This window comes from Lentilitoribacter sp. Alg239-R112 (genome assembly GCF_900537175.1).
In the GTDB taxonomy this organism is placed as follows: Bacteria; Pseudomonadota; Alphaproteobacteria; order Rhizobiales; family Rhizobiaceae; genus Lentilitoribacter.
The window spans coordinates 2,473,642-2,494,048 of sequence record NZ_LS999833.1 but is presented as its reverse complement, the minus strand read 5'-3'; the positions used below and the strand labels follow the sequence as shown (position 1 = coordinate 2,494,048).

Below are 20,407 nucleotides of genomic sequence, written 5' to 3'. Positions count from 1 at the left end.
TTGTGATTACAGTTTGCCTTCTAATCGTTCAAGGGCGATCCAGAAACCTTCACCGTTATTTTTATGACCTTGCCATATTTCGGGGATAAACGAAGCCGCAGGGCACCCTTTACCTAAAATTAGGCCTAATCTGTCGAAGTCTATCTCACCTTCGCCAATTTGCAGTCCTTCACCGTTCACTCCTGTCGCATCTCCCAAATGCAGGTGTGCGGTAATCGGCGCGATGCGCTCGCAAAAATCATAAAAATCTAAATCTAGATGATTACAGGTCAATCGCGTATGTGAAACATCATAGCACATCCTAAGACCAAGCTTTTGGCACCAATGTATAATTTCATCAATTTTGACGAATATATTTTGATACCGTTGACCGCCAAAATGCCAAGGAAAGGGAGCCATTGTTTGAGGGATGAGTTCCACGCCTTCAGTATCGAGTTTTTCCAAGCTTTGGGCAAAACGTTGATAATACTCCGGTATTTCGTCTGGGTGTAAAGGTTGGTCCATCGTGAAGCCACCAATATTTGCGACAATTTGTGGTTGATCAGTTTTAGGAAAGAAATCTTTAAGTCTGCGTGTTATGTCAATAACGCGTTGTGTTTCTCGGAGTGATTTTTTTCGATACTCATCATCTGGCGTTGCCAGATCCATTAGATGACTTCCAGAAAATAATTCTGGCGCATGAACAACAAAATTAGCAGCGCTTTGTTCTTTAATATAATCGGCTGGATCAAGATCCATATCGGAATAGGATAAATGGAACTCCCATAAATCAGGCTTCACAATATCTGCATAGGATTGATAATCATGGTAACGTACGGGGAGCCCCCAAGGCCGAGAGAACTTATATTCTCGTGGTTCAGTTCTGGTATCGGAAAGATCTGAAGGATAAAAGAAATCCTCGTCGGACATACTGCGCCCAATTGTACGACCTATTAGATGGTCATATGATTGCGGCGATAAGCCCTGACCTGGGCTACGTACCTTGACATGCTCGGTTGATATAATAGTACCTTTTTCCAACGGAGCTGCAGACACCAGGCTTTTACCAAGGTTTTCGCGGTTAATCATCTCACCTTGTGATAGTTGCCGTTCTTTATCACTGCCGAGCGCTTGTTCAATTTCCCGTATTCCCTCAATCATGGTTTTAAATTCTTGATAAGTCAGGCTTGCCGCGTGATCTGGTCCCTCCATTGATCTATCTAACGTAAAGTGACGTTCTATGATTGTCGCGCCCAAAGCTACAGCAGCTAGAGAGACATTGATACCACGTTCGTGGCCCGAGTAACCGACGAGTGGATGGACATCACGAAGTTTTTCGATCCATTTTAAATTGATGTCATGCAGGGGAGCTGGGTACGTACTGTTACAATGAAGCAAAGCAAACTGTGCGGAACGTTTGTTTAAAAAATTTACGGAATTAACAACTTCTTCTTTACTGCTCATTCCAGTTGATAAAATGAGTGGTTTGCCTGTTTGCGCTAAACTATCCAACAGTGGAAGATTGGTAAGATCCGCTGAGGCAACTTTATAAGCTGGGACCCCAAAGGTCTCCAAAACATCGACACTATGCTTATCCCAAGGAGTGCAAAGATAAAGAATACCCTTTTGTTGACAATAAGATGCCAACTTTCTCTGCTCATCTACACTAAGTTCGAACCGCTTGAGTAAATCAAGAACATATTCAGTGCCCAGATCTTCACCTTGTTTTTGCAGTGTACGCACTCGATAGATCTCATCTAAATGGCGCATTTGGAATTTCGCACAATCCGCACCCATTTCACTTGTAAGATCAATCATCTCTATAGCACGTTCAAAGCTGCCGTTATGATTGTTTCCAATTTCCGCGATTACAAAAACGCGCCCGTTACCAATGTGGTGCCGACCTATATCAAATTTCATTATATTATGCACTTTTGTTTTGAGGCTGGCGGACTTGCCAAGTCTGAAGTCCGTTTGATTCGAAACGAAAAGGTTGAATCTTCAACCCTCTCGCAATTAAATGCTCTTGGAGTTCATTTCTATAGAAAGGAGGAACATAAAATATGAAAAATCCGCCGCCGCCTGCGCCCATGAGTTTGCCTCCAAGTGCGCCATGCTTTCGGGCGTCCTCATAGATGTTATCCAAATATGAGTTTGAAATTTTTGTACTGAATTGCCGTTTATATTGCCAAGCTTTATCTAGAAGTTGCCCAAAATCACTTAATTTACCACGGAGCAGTCTGTTGCGCATTTGGTATGAGAGTTCAATATTCGCCCTAATTTGTTGACGTATTTTTTCTTCTTGCATTTGGACTTCTTGATCGGCGTGAATATCCCCAGATTCGTGTTTTGTACCTGTATCGCAAAGCACAAGGCATTCTTCCAGTTCTAGAAGGGTGTTTTGATGTATCCTTAGGGGGTGAACAATGTTTTCTCGAGCTCGGAACTCCATAAAGTTAAAGCCGCCAAAAACAGTGGCATACTGATCTTGCCATCCCCCTTGAATTCCCATGTGAAGACGCTCTGCTTGAAAAGCTAATTCTGCGATTTCGTGTAAATTCCAAGAATCACGGCGGAACTGATTAAAACAACCTAAAATGGCCGCTGAAACAACAGAAGAGCCACCCAATCCTGATTTCATAGGAAAGTCCGATTTAACCTCTAATTCAAACCCAAAATCGGGACGAACAGCTTTGAGTAGCGCTTTCATCAACATGAATTGTCCATTCCAGTTCAGCGCCGCGTCAAGATTATCTGCTTTGAGAGTCTCACCCAAATCAAATGATTTCACAATGATCTTGTTATCGTCGCGTAAGCGCATGGTCGCATGGCTGTAGATTGAGATTGTTGTATTTATTACAGCCCCATTTTCATCATTGAAAAAATGTGTGAGGTCTGAACCACCTCCACCAAAGCTGATACGCACGGGCGCACGGGCGCGCGTAATAAGTGCGTCTTCTGAAACCGACGGTATGTGATCTCGACTAACAATGTCTACAAGATATCGATTTTCATCAAGTAATGGGATAACACGAATACGATTGTCTAATTTCTTAATCAGAGATTCACGAGATATATCGTGATTCTCCCACAGAAAATCTGCATTGATACAGGAAGCAATCGTGTCTTCAAGCAAGGCCCCTTCAAGTAATTTTCGACGAATATCTCCATCTGTGGCCAGGCCTGAGACAGCTCCATTTTTGTCCAAAGCGAAAATCAGCCCTAAGTGATTATTCTCTATTTTTGCAAGCGCATCTCGCAAACTAGATTGTTCTTGAATTTGGAATCTATCTAATTGCATAATGAACCTTTTCCTCCCTGCTTAACCCAATCACAAAATCTAGCATAGTCAGCGGGTATTCCGATATCAATAAAGTTAGTATTCAATGGAACGGCACGCAAACTTTTGTTTTGAACGAGTTCGGGTAATAGTTCGGTTTCCAATGAAAATGGTTGCCCCTTATATTTATCAAATAATGCGCTGTGAAGTTTATATAAGCCTGCATTAACGGATCCCGCGGATTGGGATAGGCCTTTTTCGACGAAAGCTTCAACAAAAAACTCCTTGTTGAACTTGATTTGACCATAGCGGGATGTGTTCTCTAATTTTACTACACCAATCGTCGGTGTATCTTTTGTTAACATATTGGCTACACCTTCGCTCAACCATGTATCGGCGTTGGTTAGCAAAAACTCACCCTCAAAATTTAATTCAGATATTGCATAGCTTACTGCGCCACCCGTGCCCATTGGGTTTGGTTCAATGACCCATCTAACCTCACAATCACGCAATAGTTTTTTTTCTTTTTGTAAATAGTCTATGATCAGATCAGCGCGGTGATGAAGAAGGAATACAAATGATCGCAAGCCGTGCCCAATCCAACCCTCCAATTGAAGCCGTAGAAAAGGATGCGAGCCGATCGGTGCAAGTGCCTTGGGTGCATCAGTTACGACGGATCGAAGTCGTGTGCCAAACCCGCCAGCTAAAATAAATAGAGTGGTCATTAAATTGTATTCTCATGATTTATTGAAACTAGTAAAGGTAGTGCGGATCTTATGGAGGAAATAATCTCAAAATCGCGTTCTGACGGAGCCGGATTAGGTTCTGGATCGAAAAGAATATTTCTACCAACACCTGCGGTAATTCCTGCTTCTATATCTGTCATTTTATCACCGATAAGTATAGATGCTTCTAAAGCAATTTGATAGTCGATCGTTGCTTGTAATATCATTCCAGGGCGTGGTTTTCTAGTGATATGATCTTGACGGTATTTTCCTAATCCCTTGGTTGGGTGGAATGGCGAATGATATACTCGTGTCAGAGGACTACTTTTATCTAAAAAACATTGACACATCCATGCGCTTAGGTCCTTAAATTGTTGTTCTGAATAATAACCCCGCCCAATGCCCGCTTGGTTTGTAATAATGATAATCAGGAAGCCCAAATGATGTGCTTTGTTGACAAGTTCAAATATCCCGTCAACAAACTCAAAATCTTCTTGGCGGTGTACATACCCTGTGTCAATATTTACAACGCCGTCTCGATCCAGAAATAGTGCCTTGGATAAACTCGGGCCAACACTCACTTTTTGCATCACTTAGCTTTCTGCAAATAGGCAATGATTGTATCGCTTTTCCCAATTGAGCCCAAAGCACTCGCATAGGCTCTTGATAACTCGGGATTATCTAAAAATGCCCATTTCTGATGGCCACCAGGCTTGCCGTGGCTAAGCCAATGCAGATGATTGGCAAGTGAATATCGTTGATGTTGTTGTATCGAAACTACCTCAAGACCAGCCTGCTTAGCTAATTGACGCATTGTATCTGCATTGAATAGAAATAAGTGTTGGCTCCAATACGTGAAGTTTTGAAAATCTTGATTATCATATAAAGTAAGCAAGGCGTCATCAGCGCTTGGTACTTCAATAATAAGCTGCCCGTTCTTATTGAGATGCTCAGCAAGTTGGCTTAATATAGCACGAGGATCTGCCAAATGTTCAACTACGTGAAAAGCAGTAATTATATCAAATTTTCCAACCTGATTCAGACTTTCATATATCTCATACTGCTTACCCCAATATTCGCGCACGCGTTTTTCAAGTTCTAAACCTGTAACACTAGCTGCTATATTAGTAGCTCTCTGAATGAAGCCTCCGGCGCCACAGCCAAAATCCAAAATACTACGGTTGACCAGCATTGGCCTCAAATTATCAATTCGACGTTGGTCGTCTTCTGCTGTTTGTCGTAGCCAAGCCTCGATGGGAAATAAGGCATCGTCATGCATGCCTGACTCTTCATAATGACCGGCTTTTATGTGCTCCACTGTTTCTAGATAGACTAATTCACAGGCACTACATCTGCGGAATTCTAGATTAGGAGCATCTCGAACACGGCCTTTGCATTTTTCAAAATGTGGATAATTACAAAGATAACAAGTCATGATGGTCTTACTTTATTTGAATTGTAAATTGTTCTGATTGTTGGTTAATACTAATATGTAAGCAATAGAGTTCATAGTTGGAATGAATAGCTTTGATTATACTTTGTATCAAGGTATGAATAGTTACAAATTGTAGAAACCAAAAAATAACACCTGGTATGGTTAAGCGCAATGTACCAGCATCTATTTATAAAGACATACCGATAATATGTGCAATTATGGAATGCAAAAATCTTTGAATTTTCGTAAAAAGCCCTCTCTTTATATTTTAATCGCATTTCTAAAGGTTGTTCGTCGATTTATTATCTGTTTACGATGGTTTAGAATGAATTTATAAGATGTTATTTATTCTTACATTAGTAATCATAGGCTGTCTATTTGCACTGAATTTGATATCTCTGTGAGCGATGCTGCTTGCTTGCAGATCAAAGGGATATTGAGACGAAACTTTTGGAAATTGTTGTGTTGGGTATTTTGCCTGCTGCTACTGTAGCAAAAGTAAATGAGGTAGCAATAAGGATGTTACATAAACGGTTGAACACCTGTGATACCGATACGAAACAAACTAGCATTCCCATGTATGCGGAATGTTAGGAAGCCCAATCCGAACTCTCAAGGCAATATCCAGCATATGCTGAGTATCAAGCAGTAGGCAAAGCCATACAATGAATATTTCTTCTGGATACGCTGCTAAGTGGTCACTATTCTGGTTCTTTACTTTCTTATTTTTTAGTTGATCTGCTTTCTTTGTGCTGACATATTCAAGCTTTCTGGTGATATGACTGACGGCTTGCCTAATGTAGTGTTTTATCCGAACAGAAGTGGCTGTGGCATAATGCCAACACTTTGGATCGTTGATGTAGAGCGACACGAACAGCAATATATCAACGAATGGCAGACCTATCTGCCATAGCAATAGAAACTTTCCGATTGGGCAACAATAGGTTTAGATGGAATAAACAAACTGTTCCCACCATTCCAACTAGAGGTAAACAAGTGAACTGTTAACGATGTCGTCGGCATTCCTATTTGATGTCGTTGTGTAGTCTGGATTGCAAGAGTTTTGCCTTTTCTTACTTGAGTCATTGTTGTAAACAGTTTGACAATTGACTACATGTAAAATTTTTTATCATGTAATTTGCATACGTCGAAGTCGCTAAAGTATTTGATGGCTTATATAATATGTTAAAAGTGGATTGGGATGATTATTTCAAAGAAGCGCATGAAGCAAGTTTATTGTGATGTTGTGTTCAGTGTGGGCCCAATAGAACTTTTTAAAGGCGCCCACACTCGAACCTGTGTTAAAAATTACTTCCGCACTGTAAAGTCTGATTGTTTGATGCCTGTTATTTTTCCCCTTCCGACCTTCCTATTTAGGGTTATTCACAGAGCCGCGGAGGTCTTAGGAATTTGGGTATTTCCTGATGAATGTCCTCTAAGTGTTGACTGGGTTACTTCTGCTTCTGAGCTTCATTGTCGGCTATCACATAGATCCGTTGATAGGAAAGCCAGGCTAACGCAGAGTTATGTTCTCTACCAACAAAATTCATTCCTGACATGTAAACATAAGATCGAGAGTAACGATGTATAGTAAAATGCGGCTTTTAGCTTGTATAGACTGCCATGGGACAATGGCATTGCCAATAGACGGCGGTCTAAGCATGGTTTGCGATAGCTGCAAGCGCGAATACTTTAAAACGGATGGTGTCTGGGATTTTCGAGCGGACCCTAACACCGGTAGTCAAAAGTCTCTGGCCATTTATGCCGAGCTGGAGTTTCAACGATGGCTAGAGATATTTGAACATACTGAATCCAAAAATTGGAAAATTTATGAAACCAAACTCTATCGCTTTTTTACCCAATCTGGTCACCGGTTGCTTGGCCGCTCTCTTGCAAAGTTAACCAAAGTAAATGATCTCGTCGTTGAAGTTGGTGCAGGTAACGGTGCGCTGCATGATTTTGTCGCTCTAAAAAATTATATTGGGATTGATACGAATTGGAATATGTTATGCCAACTGGCTACCAACTATCCCGATAAAACTCTTATCTGCACATCAGGCGGCGTACTTCCGATTGCTGATGGCATAGTCGATACATTTGTTACATTGCACACGCTTGAGCATATCTATCACCTTGCGGAGGCTTTTGAGGAGATAACACGCATTTTGAAACCTGAGGGTACCCACTATTTTGTTATTCCGTGCGAAGGCGGTTTGCCTTTTAGTATTGGGCGTGCGCTCGTGACCGGCCCCAGCCTAAAACGCAAGTATAGTCTGGATATAGACCTAGTAATGTCACGTGAACACATTAACGATGCACCTCGCGTTTTGAAATTTTTAAAAATGTATTTCAGAGAACTCAAATACACTCATTGGCCTCTCAGATTCTTACCATTCCTAAATACCAACGTCATGATTTGGGGGCATTGTAAGAGCCGTCCGGAGTTATTGCCACTGATTAGGCGAGCAGAAATTGAGGGCGCTAAAAAACCGCTTGACGGGCCGGATTGAGGTATGATGAACGTTTAGCTGCCTATTCTTGCTTGAGAACCTAATCAAACATTTGTAGACCTTGTTCTTGAAATCATCAGGCAGAAAACCTCATTTTGAAGTAGAATCCCAGGTATTCATATTTTTGACCTGTTACTCTTTCAATCCATTCTAAAAACGTTCTATCAAATATGTTCACTGTCTATGATTTATAATAATAATTAGTATAGGTTACTCGAGCCGTCTTATAACAGAGTACGAGAATGGGGCATTAAAAATGACTGAGTTTTCCAGCGGAATGATTCTTATACCAACATATCAGCCAGAAGAAAATTTGCTTGGAATAATTGATGATCTTCTTACAAAGATGAAGTCGCTAGACGATTCAAATAGTGACGTGGAAATAGATCTAGGTCAAGTCTTAATTATTGTCGTGAATGATGGATCGACTTCCAAAGGCGCGAATAAATTATTTAGAGAAATTGCGGGTCGGAATAACGTATTTTTGATTAATCATACTGAAAATAAAGGCAAAGGTGCTGCTTTGAAAACGGGCATTCAGTATGCGCTTGAACATAATGCTTCATTTTTAGTTACTGCTGACGCTGATGGGCAGCACCTTCCAAATGATATAGTTAAAATATTTCGACACCCTGGTGGGGAAGCGTTGATTGTTGGTTCCCGGATTTTCGATCAAGACGTTCCGCTACGCAGTCGTTTTGGAAACATATTGACCAGAGTTCTCTTCAAAATTCTCTTTAGAACAAAAGTTTCAGATACGCAGTCTGGGCTGCGAAAAATATCTCGTACATCGTTTGAAAAATACCTCTCAATTGGTGCAGATGGTTATCAATTTGAATTGGAAGCTCTTATTACGTCTTCCAAAGAGATGCCTATTATTGAAGTGCCAATTGAAACAGTTTACGAGCCGGGAAACCCAACATCTCATTTTAATCCAATTTGGGACTCTGCGCAGATATATTTTGTTCTGTTTCGAAGTGTGATTTCTTCGTTAATTATAGCTGTATTTGATATCGCACTCTTTTCTCTTTTGACATTTTTCGATGTAAATACATTTACAGCCATATTGATAAATCGATCAATATTAACGATTTTGTACTTTAATTTGGGTAAAAAATTTATTTTTATATCGAATGGAAATCGAATCAAAGAGTTCTTTAAACTTGTCGTATTGATTATCGTAAATGCGATACTACTGACCCCAGTGATTGAATATGTTGTTGAAAATTCTGATATTAACAAACCCTTAATCTATGCCGTTGCATCAACTCTACTTTTTCTCCTCAATTTTTGGGTGCAGAAGTTTATTGTTTTTCGAAAGGGAGAGAACGATGACCGATTGGAATAAATATTATAAAAAACCCGCGCGACCGACGTCTTTTACGAGAAAAGTTTCTCAGAGGAAAATAGAAGCCAACCTGAAAAAATATTGGGAAGGTGGTAATGGATCAATTTGCGAGATAGGTGGTGCGAATAGTTGTTTTGCGGTGGGTATTTGTCACAACTTTGATATCGCTAACTATCATATTGTTGACTCTAACAGTTACGGTTTAGAACTCCTGAATGAGAAATTAGAAATTGCTGAAATGTTATCTTGGGAGCTTGGCGATGTGTTGTCCACGCCAAGTAAGCGGGACGAGTTTGATGTTGTATATAGTGTTGGCCTAATTGAGCATTTCACTCCAGAAGACACTTCTAGGGCAATAAAAACGCACTTTGAATTCTGCGTGCCCGGGGGATTGGTTCTTATTACATTTCCGACGCCGACATTTTTGTACAGAATTATCCGCTTTGGTGCAGAATTGACAGGGCAATGGATATTTACGGATGAGAGACCACTTAAATTTGATGAAGTATTAAATGAAGGGAACAAATTTGGTTCGCTTTTACATCAGTCCATCAATTGGAAAATTGGTTTGACTCAAGGGTATGCTGTCTGGAGAAAGAATTAGTGCAGGTATTTACTGGTATATACAGCGTTTTCTTTTTCACATTTTTCATAGGGTTTCTTTGGCCTCACAACCAAAAGCATCTCTTATGGCAAGCAATCGCGGGATATTATTTCAAGTCCCTATGGATTTCTTGGATTTTGACGGTCATTTCTTTTTATACACCGATAGGCGAGAAAATGAACTGGGTAGTAATTATTCTGTCCTGTATAATTCTTTTTCGGGCACTTTTTTTTAGTAGCCCGTTAATTTATTTTAGCCTTGGTAAAAGTAAATTACTTTCAGGGTGTGCCCTAGGTCTATTCTGCACTGTGTTGCTTTATAATGTTTCAGTTAACTACGGTTTCATCTTCAGTATGGCGGATGCAGTAGTCTCGTGGAATAGATGGGCGATTGAACTTTCAAATAATTTCTTTCAACCTTATGATGCTGCCTACCCCATTTTGTTTCCCGGTATATGGTCTCTTATTTACGAGGCTCAAGGAACATCCGAAATTTGGTCTTCTGCCAAATTGACGTTGCTAGCACTCCCAATAGTATTGATTGTCATATGTGCTTCTCTTTTCGCAGAAAATAGATTGCCATCTGCGTTGATATTTAGCTCCACGACTCTATTTGTTTTGTTCTTTGAGTTTGAGCAGTTGACAAATGGTTGGATGGATTTCCCACTTGCTGGTATCACACTTTGTGGATTGTTTTTAGTTTGCGAAACAATTCGTAAGGACAAAATAGGCCCCAAGGAAAAAGATCTACTATTGTTTGCTGCCATTTGCTTAGGCCTAGCAGCCGTCACAAAACAAGCTGGGGTATTAGGCTTAATAGTCGTCGTATTTGTGACCCTTCAAGCTGTGAGAAAAAAAGAACTTGGTGTTTTTGAAGCCTTGAAAATTATTTCAATCGCTTTTCTTCCAATAGTGTTTTTCTATATCATTTTCGAGCAGAGTGAAAAAAGCATGATTGGTCTTTTACCTATATGGAAAGGTATGTTGGTAGAAGATGTATTTTTAAGGCATTATGTTTCTGCTAGAATGCTAATTGGTTCCATGTCATGGGCTTTACTTGTTATACTAGCAATACTGTTGGTTTCCGTGCCTATTAAGGAATTACGATCACCAATAGACTTTTTCCTAAAACTTATTCAGAATCGACACTTCCAAGTGGCACTTTTGTTTCTTCTTATAAGTTTGGTTGGCTTTTTTATATTTGCTAATTGTTGTAGTTATGCAGCGCGGAATGGAATATGGATACTTATGTACTTGGTCGCAATGGCTATGCTTGGAGTGGTCGGTTTTGAGCGAAAACTCAATATCAAAAGCATTCCAAAACAGATAGTAATTACTAGTAAATCATTGATCTTAGGGTCGATTGCATTTGCACTAATTACGTCTTTTGCTACAAGCTTAGCCGTTTCGGATGAAGAAATTCTCAACATTCAACATACCCGGCAAATGGAATTAGGGAATCAAGATGTTAATGAAGTGATTTTAGCGCACATTGATTTGATTGAGGACTCAGGACGTATTGTTAGTGCCTACAGTTGGATTCGATGGTTGCCAGAAATTGCAAAGGATAAATACGTAGATTGTCGGAGTGATAATTGTTTGTCTCAAGTGTTAAAACTTCATCCACATAGCTTGGTATTAACGGACGATATTTATCCTTATTTGGAGTTTGAAGATAACATGTCTAAAAACAAAATTATAGGTACCAGTAGCGGCTACAAATTATACTATACTGGTAGTATTGATTGATTTGTTATATCTCAAGTTTGAGCACATTTAGGAGCGTGTAATTTGTGGTGTGTATGACATTGGTTGACGCGTTATTCGTTGGCTAACCAAGAATAACCGCGATCGGAAATGGCGCCGCGAATGTGATCGTCAGTATACTCGGTCTTGCTGGTAAGGTAATTAAAAGTGGCAAGTCCGACATAACAATATTCGCTCAAAACCTGAACGTTACAACTGACGGACTATATGTGATGGTCAGTCGTAAAGTTTGTTAAAAATGGAGAAGCAGTTCTCTACACTGTCCGCGGGAAAAAGGACAAGTCTTGAATATGGATGTTTGGTCTCCCAAAGATAATATCGTTTTTGCAGTATATGACGGACAGCCTCGGTCTGCGGACGTACTCTGCGCGCTGCAGCGCAAGACGGTAATGTTCAGTCTTTCCGATTTAAGTACCACGTATGGCAAATACCAGATCCTTGCAGGGTCTGTGGATGTAACGCATCAGTGCCTTATGGACTGAATGGATTGATTTCTTAAGAGAGTGATTTAGGCTCATCATAGCCCATATGGAGCAAATGATGAGACGTAAGAACGAACGAGCCAAAGACGAAGCAGATCGTGTTGTAAAAGACATTAGACGATAGACGCGTCGGAAGTATTCTTCAGAGGATAAGATACGAATTGTACTTGCAGGTCTTCGTGGTGAAGACAGCATAGCTGAACTTTGTCGGCAAGAAGGCATTGCCCAGAGCCAGTGTTATTCTTGGTCGAAGGAATTTTAGAAGCAGGTAAGAAGCGATTGGCTGGTGATACAGCTAGAGAAGCTAATACTGGTGAAGTTAAGAACCTTCGCAAGGAAGCCCGTGATTTAAAGGAAGTGGTTGCTGAACAGGCTCTGGAGCTGCGGCTTCTCAAAAAAAGCATGTACGAGGATGGGGACGACCAAGAATGAGATATCCATCTGAAGAGAAGTTTGAGATTATCAAGCTGGTTGAACAATCACATCTGTCGACTAAGCAAACACTGGACAAGCTGGGTATCCCACGATCCACTTTCTATCGATGGTATAATTTAAACCAAACAGGTGGTGTTGATGCTTTGGAAGACAAAGCCCCAATGCCAGCGCGGGTGTGGAACCGTATCCCTGATGCTATCCGTGAGCAAATTGTTGATCTGGCACTGAATGAACCAGAGTTGTCACCTCGTGAGCTAGCGGTCAGATTTTCCGATACACAAAACTACTTCGTGTCAGAAGCCAGCGTTTACAGGCTGCTAAAAGCCCATGATCTCATCACCAGTCCTGCGTTCATTGTCATGAAAGCTGCGGATGAGTTCAGAGATAAGACAACGGCACCCAATCAGCTTTGGCAAACTGATTTTACATACCTCAAAATCATCGGTTGGGGTTGGTTCTATTTATCAACGGTGCTGGACGATTACTCACGTTACATCATCGCATATAAGTTCACACCGACCATGACGACCAAAGATGCGACAGACACTCTAGATCTAGCTTTGCAGGCTTCAGGCTGCGATCAAGCAAGGGTCGTTCATAAGCCACGTCTGCTATCAGACAATGGTCCTAGTTATGTATCTGCTGAATTGGCCGACTATCTCAACGTTAATGGTATGGATCACACCAGAGGTGCACCATATCACCCACAGACACGGGGTAAAATCGAAAGATGGCACCAAACACTGAAGAACCGCATCCTGTTGGAAAACTACTTCCTACCGGGTGATTTAGAACATCAAATCAAGGCATTTATCGATCATTACAATCATAATCGATATCATGAGAGCCTGAAAAACCTCACGCCTGCTGATGTGTACTTCGGGCGCGGACAACAAATCTTAGAGCAAAGAGAAAGGATAAAACAAAAGACTATTAAACAGCGGCGCTTGCAAAACCAGAGACAAGCCGCATAATTAAATAAAATAGATGAGCCAAATACTCCTCTAAGTAATCACCCAACTAGTCCCAAATCATTTGATGACGGACAAACCAACCCAAACACCGCGCACCAAAAAACGTAAGGGTAGGTGACTGTGCTAGAAGTGTGCTAAATGCCCAGCTAGCACATTCCTAAAGCATTGAAATCATTGGTTTCAAAATCGCTAAAACCGGACTGTGCTAACACTGTGCTAGCATATACAGGGGTACGTGGCTTTGTTAAGCTATGATATAAGTTATTGTAATTTTTGAAGAAATTTGGAGCGGGTGAAGCGATTCGAACGCTCGACCCTAACCTTGGCAAGCAGCTATGGGAGTATTCTGAGTAGCCTTCTGATTGATTTCATTGAGAAAATTTGTTTCTCAAAACCCAGTTGGCAGATCAGTTTCGAGAGAAATCGAGGCGAGTTTAATTGCAATTTGGCAGATTAGACCACTTTTCCCAATGATGATTGCAAAAATTTATTCAACACCTCTCCAGCCTAGATTAAACTCATCAAAACGAATGTATTACCCCTGTAGATTGTGTAAGTTGAAAATTTAGTTCGGATGTGCAAGAAATAATTGTGGCTTACAAATTTACGAGGATTGGTTTAGATGGACTCTTGGATTGTTGATGCCGACGGTATTGATATTGATCAAACTGGGCGGTTTCGAAATGCGCTTTTTCACGAGAATACAGCTATCGACAGTTTTTTGGAGTTGGACAGTAAGAGGACAATAATTGCCGCACCTAAAGGAAATGGAAAAACACTTCTTCTTAAGGCAAAGCGTGCAAATTTGCCACCTGAATATAGCTTTCTTCCTAGGAACCTTCTGGTAGACAAAGCCACTGGAGTCCCCAATCTTTCAACAAAGTTGACAAGCCTACTTTCTCAGCCGGAACATTGGAAGTCACTTTGGCTTATTGCGATATCTATAGCCATAATCAAAGATAAGTATGAAGAAACAGAACTGGAAAGCCTGAGTGATCAAATTAAATCATCAGATGTGAAAGATATACTCAAAGATGAACATTTGGACACTCCCTGTTCTCTTATACAAAACATCGTGAAAATTAAGAAGAGTACCTACCATCAATTAGAAAATTTATATGCGTCTAGGTTATCGCATAATCTCAGGTCTATTCGTAATCAGTACGGAGTTTTTATTGACAACACAGACGAGTTCTTTGAACAAGAATTATATAAGAATAGGGAAGACCTTGAAAAGCGACCGCTCTATAAGTCGATGTGGGATGCGTGTCAAATTGGACTTGCATTAGCCACACGTGATTTAAGACTTATAAATCCCCACATCAAAGTTTTTGCCTCAATTCGCAAGGAAGTTATTCCAGACATTTTGACATCAACGCCTTTGGCAATTCAAATTGGTGGAGCTACTACTGTATTGCAATATCGTTATGAGGAGTTAATTGATATTCTTGACAAAAATATCAAAAATGAGAAGTCCGAAAATTTGTTCACAACATCTCCTGCTCATGAGGTTGCGGAATGGTTTTTCGGGATCGATAAGTTATATTATATACACCCTCGAACAGGTGATGAGGAACATGTTTATGATTATTTACTGAGGCATACGTTGGGTAGACCCCGTGACATTGCTCACATCGGCTCTGAAGTTGCATCAGCTAATCCAAGTGTTCGGACTCCAAAGAGAATCAAAGATATTGTCAATCGTGAGGCTGGAGTATTAGCCGAGGCATATTTTACAGAGATGCTTCCACATGTCGATCGGCTGAATACCAACTCTCTTTTTTCCCTATTGGATAGAAATTACTTTGATTTGTCAGAATTGGAGGCGATATCTGAAAAATACGATGAAATGAACGGAATTGAGAAAGAAGATTCTGCTCACGTGTTCTGTAACCTTTATAAGTTAGGTCTATTAGGTGTAATTGAAACTGATATTCAATCAGGACTACTAAGGCAAAAATTTGCTACACCGGGTTCAATTTCTTTGTCTGCATCCAATTGTCTACCTGATAGCACGGTCTATCTATTACATCCAATGCTCGACGATTTAGTTGCAGAAAAGAACAGAGATTATCGTGATGGTATGAACAGAACCAATATCATTGGCCATGGTCTTCCATGGCGTGCCACACGCAGTTTTAGTTTTGTTGCAAAAGGGGATGTGAAAGAGTTTTCTAAAATTATGGAGGATGAGGACAAGTATCACGAGTTTCTTCTTGTTTTTAAACAGAAGATATTAGAAGTTGTGAATGGAACTTCGTACAGGATAGAGGGTGGAGATTCTGTGCTTTTCGTCGAGGAAAGTCCGATTGAGCTAATAAGAGTATGCGCCAATCTTAGCACCTCCATTGAAAAACGTTTCGGTCATTCCGTACGATTTGGATTGGATGTCGGCTATATTGAACAACTTGAAAATAGCGAGTTGAAAGGCGGAGTTCTAAGGAGATCAGCTAGATTAGAAGCGGCAGTAAAATTTTCTGGACTATTTTGCTCTGATAAATTTATTGAAGAAGCTACTAAGATGAAAATGGCTATTGACGGAGCTAGCTGCTGTAAAAGTGTAGATTTACCTCATTTGGAATACGAGGATGGTTTATTTAACCTTTCAAAAGGCGAGCTAGATGAGCCGGTTTGGACATCTATTTGGAAAATACAACCGGAACAAAGCGCGATGCAACCAATTACAAGTGCAAAAATGTAAGTAGGGGTATGTTAAAAGCCCGGAACAGCTAGAAAGTCATAATCAAGTTCAATGACCAATTGTTGACTAGATATGCTTAGTTGTTTCTCAGGGTGTCAACTAAGAACACTCATTCATTAAGTCTGAAAAACATGTGATTTCCACGTCAATTTGTATGCTGTAAGCATCTGTCCAATCATTTATTCTATGGGAGAGTGTAATATGTTTTGGAAGAAACGGGGTAATTCGGTGAGTTTAGTGCCAGTTCCACAATATGGGTTCCCGTTTCGTGAATAGGCAAATCTGAAAAATCTTCCTTTTTTATAATAAAACCAATATTATACTCACCAAAAGGTTCAATTGTTTCTGAAGGTTTTGGTGGAGGTCCGTCGGCAGGTAGAATGTGATCATTGTATTTAAATTCCACACCGTTTGGGTCAGTAATAGTTAAGTATGCATCGTGGGATGAATTGAAATTAACCTCAATCTCTTGATCGCTTTGATTCTTAAACGTTGCGTCAACGATTAATTGGACTGGTGGAATCGGTACAACTTGCAGCGTCATTATCATTCGGTTTACGAATCCTACCCTCGCTTCTGCGGAGTTCGTTTGCATCATATTTGAAGGAATGTTTTCTTTTTCGTTGCTCATCTCTTATCCCCTTTTGTCTATACAACTAAGATTTCTGATCGCCCAACAACTGCCATAGCATTTCTATCGACAGACAGTGACGAGGGCTTGAACTTAATTTTCAGGGGCGTGCCCGGAAAACTCGTGTGAAAATTTGTGTCGATGGAGAGTTCCTTCAAGAACTTTTCTAGAACACTCACTGAAACTTCATCAATTATGAGACCTATACCAGACATTATTGGTCGAAGAATTATGTGGTATAACGCAAAAAATATTGCGCTAGTTGCTAATTGTTTGTGTAGCTCAATTCCAGTATCAATACTGATTAAGTTGAATCCAATTTGACTAGTTTGTTCATCCATCAATATTTGCAGTACAATTGTTACCCTAAAGTTCACGTTTATACCTCCAACCGTACGGCTAAAAGTAGCAATGCAGCGAAATTTATTCCCATCAAGCAGCAGCAAATTCAGAGCGCGGAGGCGGTTTAAACCGTTTGTGTTGGGTAGTGCTTTATCATCGAAATTCTTCGGGAGATATCTACTTTTCCATATATCCATTTGAATGTTATCGATAAATTTAGCTCCAATATGGATGCCAATTTCTTCACCTGCCTTTAAAACAGACACAACTTTGGAATAGTGTTCTCTCCCTAAATGTCTCTTAGTTTGCATTAAAAGATGAAGTTCATCTCCTAGTTCGGAATTTGACGCATCTATTGTTTTGAAATCAATAGAGCCAATTTGACCGGATCGAAATGGGATAAAATCTTGGGCGGGTATTGGCATCGATACCGGGAAACCGTTCAGCATTGGCAATTTCACGTTATTGGAAAATTCTTGCAGTAATATCCTATTTGCGATTCGTCTAATATGCTCTCTGAAATCTGGTCCAGTGTTGATGTCACCAATAGTAAAATTATTGAAATCGCTTATTTGCGCAAATGATGCGAATAGAAATTTATGTTTCTTGTCATTACTCAGTCCAATTTTTGGGATTACTGAGAACTCCAATTCTCCTATAATGGGAATGGTAAAGTCTACACTATGTTCATTATCTACAAGCATAGAGTCGGAGCTTGGACTCCATTGGTTGAGTGTTGCAGACAGTTTGATTTCGCCTCCAAATTGAGCCTTGATACCTAAGGAATGCCCAGAATTATTTTCCGTAAAAAATTCAATCTTTTGAATCTGCAAAGCGATTGAGATTGAGGAATTCAAGCCCAGTTTTTCATTGTCGAGATTGAATAACACACGATAAGTCGAGGGAAACAGATTAGATTTGAGTGCGGTATCAACTACTCTATTTATAAATTTCTCAGACAAGGGTATTTGGACATCATAGTGATGTTTGCTATCCGGCATGCGTACCCTCCAACAATAATCGATTTGGCTTGGAGACTGATCCAACCCCAATAATTCCCATTGTTTCCCCGTGCCATACAATTGAATCCGGCTTGATTAGAATTCTCGCATTCGTAGAGGGAATAAATTCTTCAACCATATATTCCTTATCCCACTCCTCAACGGCTTCTGAAATTTTCAATTTCAGAAGTAAAGGGCCAATTATCGCAATTATTGGAGATAGTATGCTGACAACCGGTATCAAACTGGTTGCTGTGTATAATGCAGCATAAACCCATTTTGCGACACTAGTATCCAAATTGGGGTCCGCCGTGAATTTCCCTGAGACAATCATTGGTACAACGTGTCCCCTCACCTCTATCACGTTGCCATCATCTAATACCCAATTAACGACTTTTTTTACAACTTTCCTGCAAACGCGCTTACAAGGCCCCCAACATAAAATTTTATCTATAAAACTGATAACTTTCTTAAGAAGAGTAAATTCAACATCTAAGGTAGTCCTTATATGACCTGATTGCGCTACGAAGCTTAGGCCGCGCAATCTCATATTTCGTTTGAAAAAATTGCCGCTTGGTTGATCTTCGAGATGACTAAGTCTTCGGCCTTCAAGCTTTGCAGCGGCTTTGGATAAATTCTCGTTCATTATCCAAGTTTCGGTGTAAAGCCCGCATGCTGATCCTTGTGACAGGCCCAATTGTACAGCATGGTAGTCAACTGTTTCATTGTTGCATTGTAGCAATAGTACCAACGCAGATTGATTGTCATCTGTGACATTCTTGAAATCCAGCTTTACCGACATTCCGAGTGCGCTTTCATCAACTGAATTGGATATAGGCAGGCTAACAACTTGATCCGTCAGTATCACTAGCAAACTTCGACGGACCATTGCGGTAAGAAAGTTTCTAAATTTCTCGTCTTTTAGTATGATATCTCGATCAAATTTCAAGTCGAGATTTTCAACTACTAAGTTTTTAAACGCTACGTTTAACCTACTCCCCTGATTGTCGCTCCTCCATTCTGCTTCAATCTCTAGTTCGAATGTGCCAACAATACTGATATTAATGGGAGGAGGCGGGACCTCCGAATTTCCATCCTGATCTACAATTTCAGATGTTAGCGATACGAGAGAGGCAATGTCGAAGTTAAAAGAAAATCTTTTATCTTGCTTGAGATTTATCCTTGGATTTCCAAGTTGAGAGTTAAGTATAATTTTTGAGAAAATTCCATAATTTGGGAATGGAAAATTGAAAGACGTTTCATAGGAAAATTTTGCTCTGTTGGCCTCAAAATACTCAGTCAGGATGTCTTGGACTATGGCACTCGATAACTGAAGCATAATCCCGTATCCACCATTTATAGACATGTGATTTCCTCCTGCTAAGGTTCGATGTCAACCTTGGGTAATTGTCGTGGCCCTTGTAGGTGTTTCTGGGCGGAATTCGTTCACAAGTTTTACAGGAACTTTGAAAGTTATATGTTTGGAGTCGATTTCACCTTCTTTGAGTTCTTTCGATATTTTAACATTAACTTCAATGCTACCTGCTCGGTTTTTTGTTAAAAGTTTGGAGCGATCAGGCTTTAGAACAATTACGAAATCTCGTTGATAGTTAGCTTCATTTAGTGGGAAATCTCGGTAGTCTGGTAGAACTTCTGGAAAACGTTCATTTACATCAATCTTTCTGCCTGAAATTCCTGAAACGATGGAAAGTGGAGATTGTAAGAGCGGTGCCCCGTCGTTTTGAACCTCCACGTCGATCTCTAAAGTATTAAGAATACCTTTTTTCCAGCCTAAATCTTGATTTGACCAATGTGAAAAACACATGGGTTCATCTACACCAAGATTCGCTATTGCTAAATAAACATAAATCAGATCGTTTTCGGGTTCTGCATCAGGTCGATAAATTCTGACTTCGATTGGATGATAAACAGCAAAATGTTCTAGTTTGCTTTTACTAGCAACGTAGCAAGCACAAGATGAAAGTATAAAAGGTAAAGTTAGGAAAAATAAGCTACGAATTACGGAATACATTAGTTGAACCCAACCCTGTAAAATAGAACCAGTAAAATATTGCTCGACATAGTTGCTCAACTTTTCGATAGAGTCAATGAATTTAATAAAACTATAAGGGGTGTTTTCAAATCACTTGAAACATGCAACAAATAGCGCGTAGAAAATAGTATTGCCTAGGGA

The 20,407-nt window shown here is 40.1% G+C and carries 14 protein-coding genes and 1 pseudogene; 6 read left to right on the top strand and 9 right to left on the bottom strand.

All coding sequences use genetic code 11. The features are described from left to right. Positions 1-6: 6 nt before the first annotated feature. Genes G3W54_RS12370 through G3W54_RS12350 form a run of 5 tightly spaced genes read right to left on the bottom strand, consistent with a single transcriptional unit; the run spans position 7 to position 5,419 of the window. Positions 7-1,899 carry an N-acetylneuraminate synthase family protein gene (locus G3W54_RS12370; protein WP_162653333.1) on the bottom strand — a complete coding sequence of 631 codons (1,893 nt, stop codon included), beginning with the start codon at positions 1,897-1,899 and terminating at the stop codon, positions 7-9. Between the two features lie 4 nt (positions 1,900-1,903). Next, positions 1,904-3,280, bottom strand: a complete 1,377-nt coding sequence (locus G3W54_RS12365; RefSeq protein WP_162653332.1) for a CBS domain-containing protein — start codon at positions 3,278-3,280, stop codon at positions 1,904-1,906. Continuing rightward, positions 3,271-3,984, bottom strand: coding sequence for a sugar phosphate nucleotidyltransferase (locus G3W54_RS12360; RefSeq protein ID WP_162653331.1), 714 nt, complete (start codon positions 3,982-3,984; stop codon positions 3,271-3,273). The genes G3W54_RS12365 and G3W54_RS12360 overlap by 10 nt, the downstream gene beginning before the upstream one ends. Further along, a complete protein-coding gene (locus G3W54_RS12355) occupies positions 3,984-4,574 on the bottom strand; it encodes an HAD family hydrolase (RefSeq protein WP_162653330.1) in 591 nt (196 codons plus the stop codon). Before G3W54_RS12355 ends, G3W54_RS12360 begins: the two co-directional genes overlap by 1 nt. Next, the gene (locus tag G3W54_RS12350) at positions 4,574-5,419 is read right to left on the bottom strand and encodes a class I SAM-dependent methyltransferase (protein ID WP_162653329.1); all 846 of its coding nucleotides are present in this window, start codon (positions 5,417-5,419) and stop codon (positions 4,574-4,576) included. The genes G3W54_RS12355 and G3W54_RS12350 overlap by 1 nt, the downstream gene beginning before the upstream one ends. A gap of 1,583 nt (positions 5,420-7,002) precedes the next feature. Here G3W54_RS12350 and G3W54_RS12345 point away from each other — a divergent pair. The 6 genes and pseudogenes from G3W54_RS12345 (at position 7,003) to G3W54_RS12320 (ending at position 16,239) form a co-directional block, all read left to right on the top strand. Further along, positions 7,003-7,929, top strand: coding sequence for a class I SAM-dependent methyltransferase (locus tag G3W54_RS12345; protein ID WP_162653328.1), 927 nt, complete (start codon positions 7,003-7,005; stop codon positions 7,927-7,929). Between the two features lie 256 nt (positions 7,930-8,185). Next, complete coding sequence (locus G3W54_RS12340; RefSeq protein WP_162653327.1) at positions 8,186-9,277, top strand: glycosyltransferase family 2 protein; 1,092 nt, start codon at positions 8,186-8,188, stop codon at positions 9,275-9,277. Beyond that, positions 9,261-9,881 (top strand): class I SAM-dependent methyltransferase, encoded by a 621-nt coding sequence (locus tag G3W54_RS12335; RefSeq protein ID WP_162653326.1) that lies wholly within the window; start codon positions 9,261-9,263, stop codon positions 9,879-9,881. Before G3W54_RS12340 ends, G3W54_RS12335 begins: the two co-directional genes overlap by 17 nt. 176 nt (positions 9,882-10,057) lie before the next feature. Then, entirely contained in the window at positions 10,058-11,629 is a 1,572-nt protein-coding gene (locus tag G3W54_RS12330; RefSeq protein ID WP_162653325.1) for a hypothetical protein, read from the top strand. A 558-nt stretch (positions 11,630-12,187) separates the two neighbouring features. Further along, positions 12,188-13,538, top strand: a pseudogene (locus G3W54_RS12325) (IS3 family transposase). A gap of 622 nt (positions 13,539-14,160) precedes the next feature. Then, a complete protein-coding gene (locus G3W54_RS12320) occupies positions 14,161-16,239 on the top strand; it encodes a hypothetical protein (RefSeq protein WP_162653324.1) in 2,079 nt (692 codons plus the stop codon). 184 nt (positions 16,240-16,423) lie between these two features. Here G3W54_RS12320 and G3W54_RS12315 read toward each other — a convergent pair whose 3' ends face one another. From G3W54_RS12315 to G3W54_RS12300, 4 genes are read right to left on the bottom strand one after another with little or no spacing between them, the layout of a single operon-like run. After that, positions 16,424-16,870 carry a hypothetical protein gene (locus G3W54_RS12315; RefSeq protein WP_162653323.1) on the bottom strand — a complete coding sequence of 149 codons (447 nt, stop codon included), beginning with the start codon at positions 16,868-16,870 and terminating at the stop codon, positions 16,424-16,426. Positions 16,871-16,887: 17 nt separating this feature from the next. Next, positions 16,888-18,213, bottom strand: coding sequence for a hypothetical protein (locus G3W54_RS12310; protein ID WP_162653322.1), 1,326 nt, complete (start codon positions 18,211-18,213; stop codon positions 16,888-16,890). Further along, positions 18,203-19,579, bottom strand: a complete 1,377-nt coding sequence (locus G3W54_RS12305) for a hypothetical protein (RefSeq protein ID WP_162653321.1) — start codon at positions 19,577-19,579, stop codon at positions 18,203-18,205. Before G3W54_RS12305 ends, G3W54_RS12310 begins: the two co-directional genes overlap by 11 nt. Positions 19,580-19,606: 27 nt before the next feature. Then, positions 19,607-20,245: a hypothetical protein gene (locus tag G3W54_RS12300; protein ID WP_162653320.1), complete on the bottom strand. Its 639-nt coding sequence runs from the start codon at positions 20,243-20,245 to the stop codon at positions 19,607-19,609. Positions 20,246-20,407 lie beyond the last annotated feature (162 nt).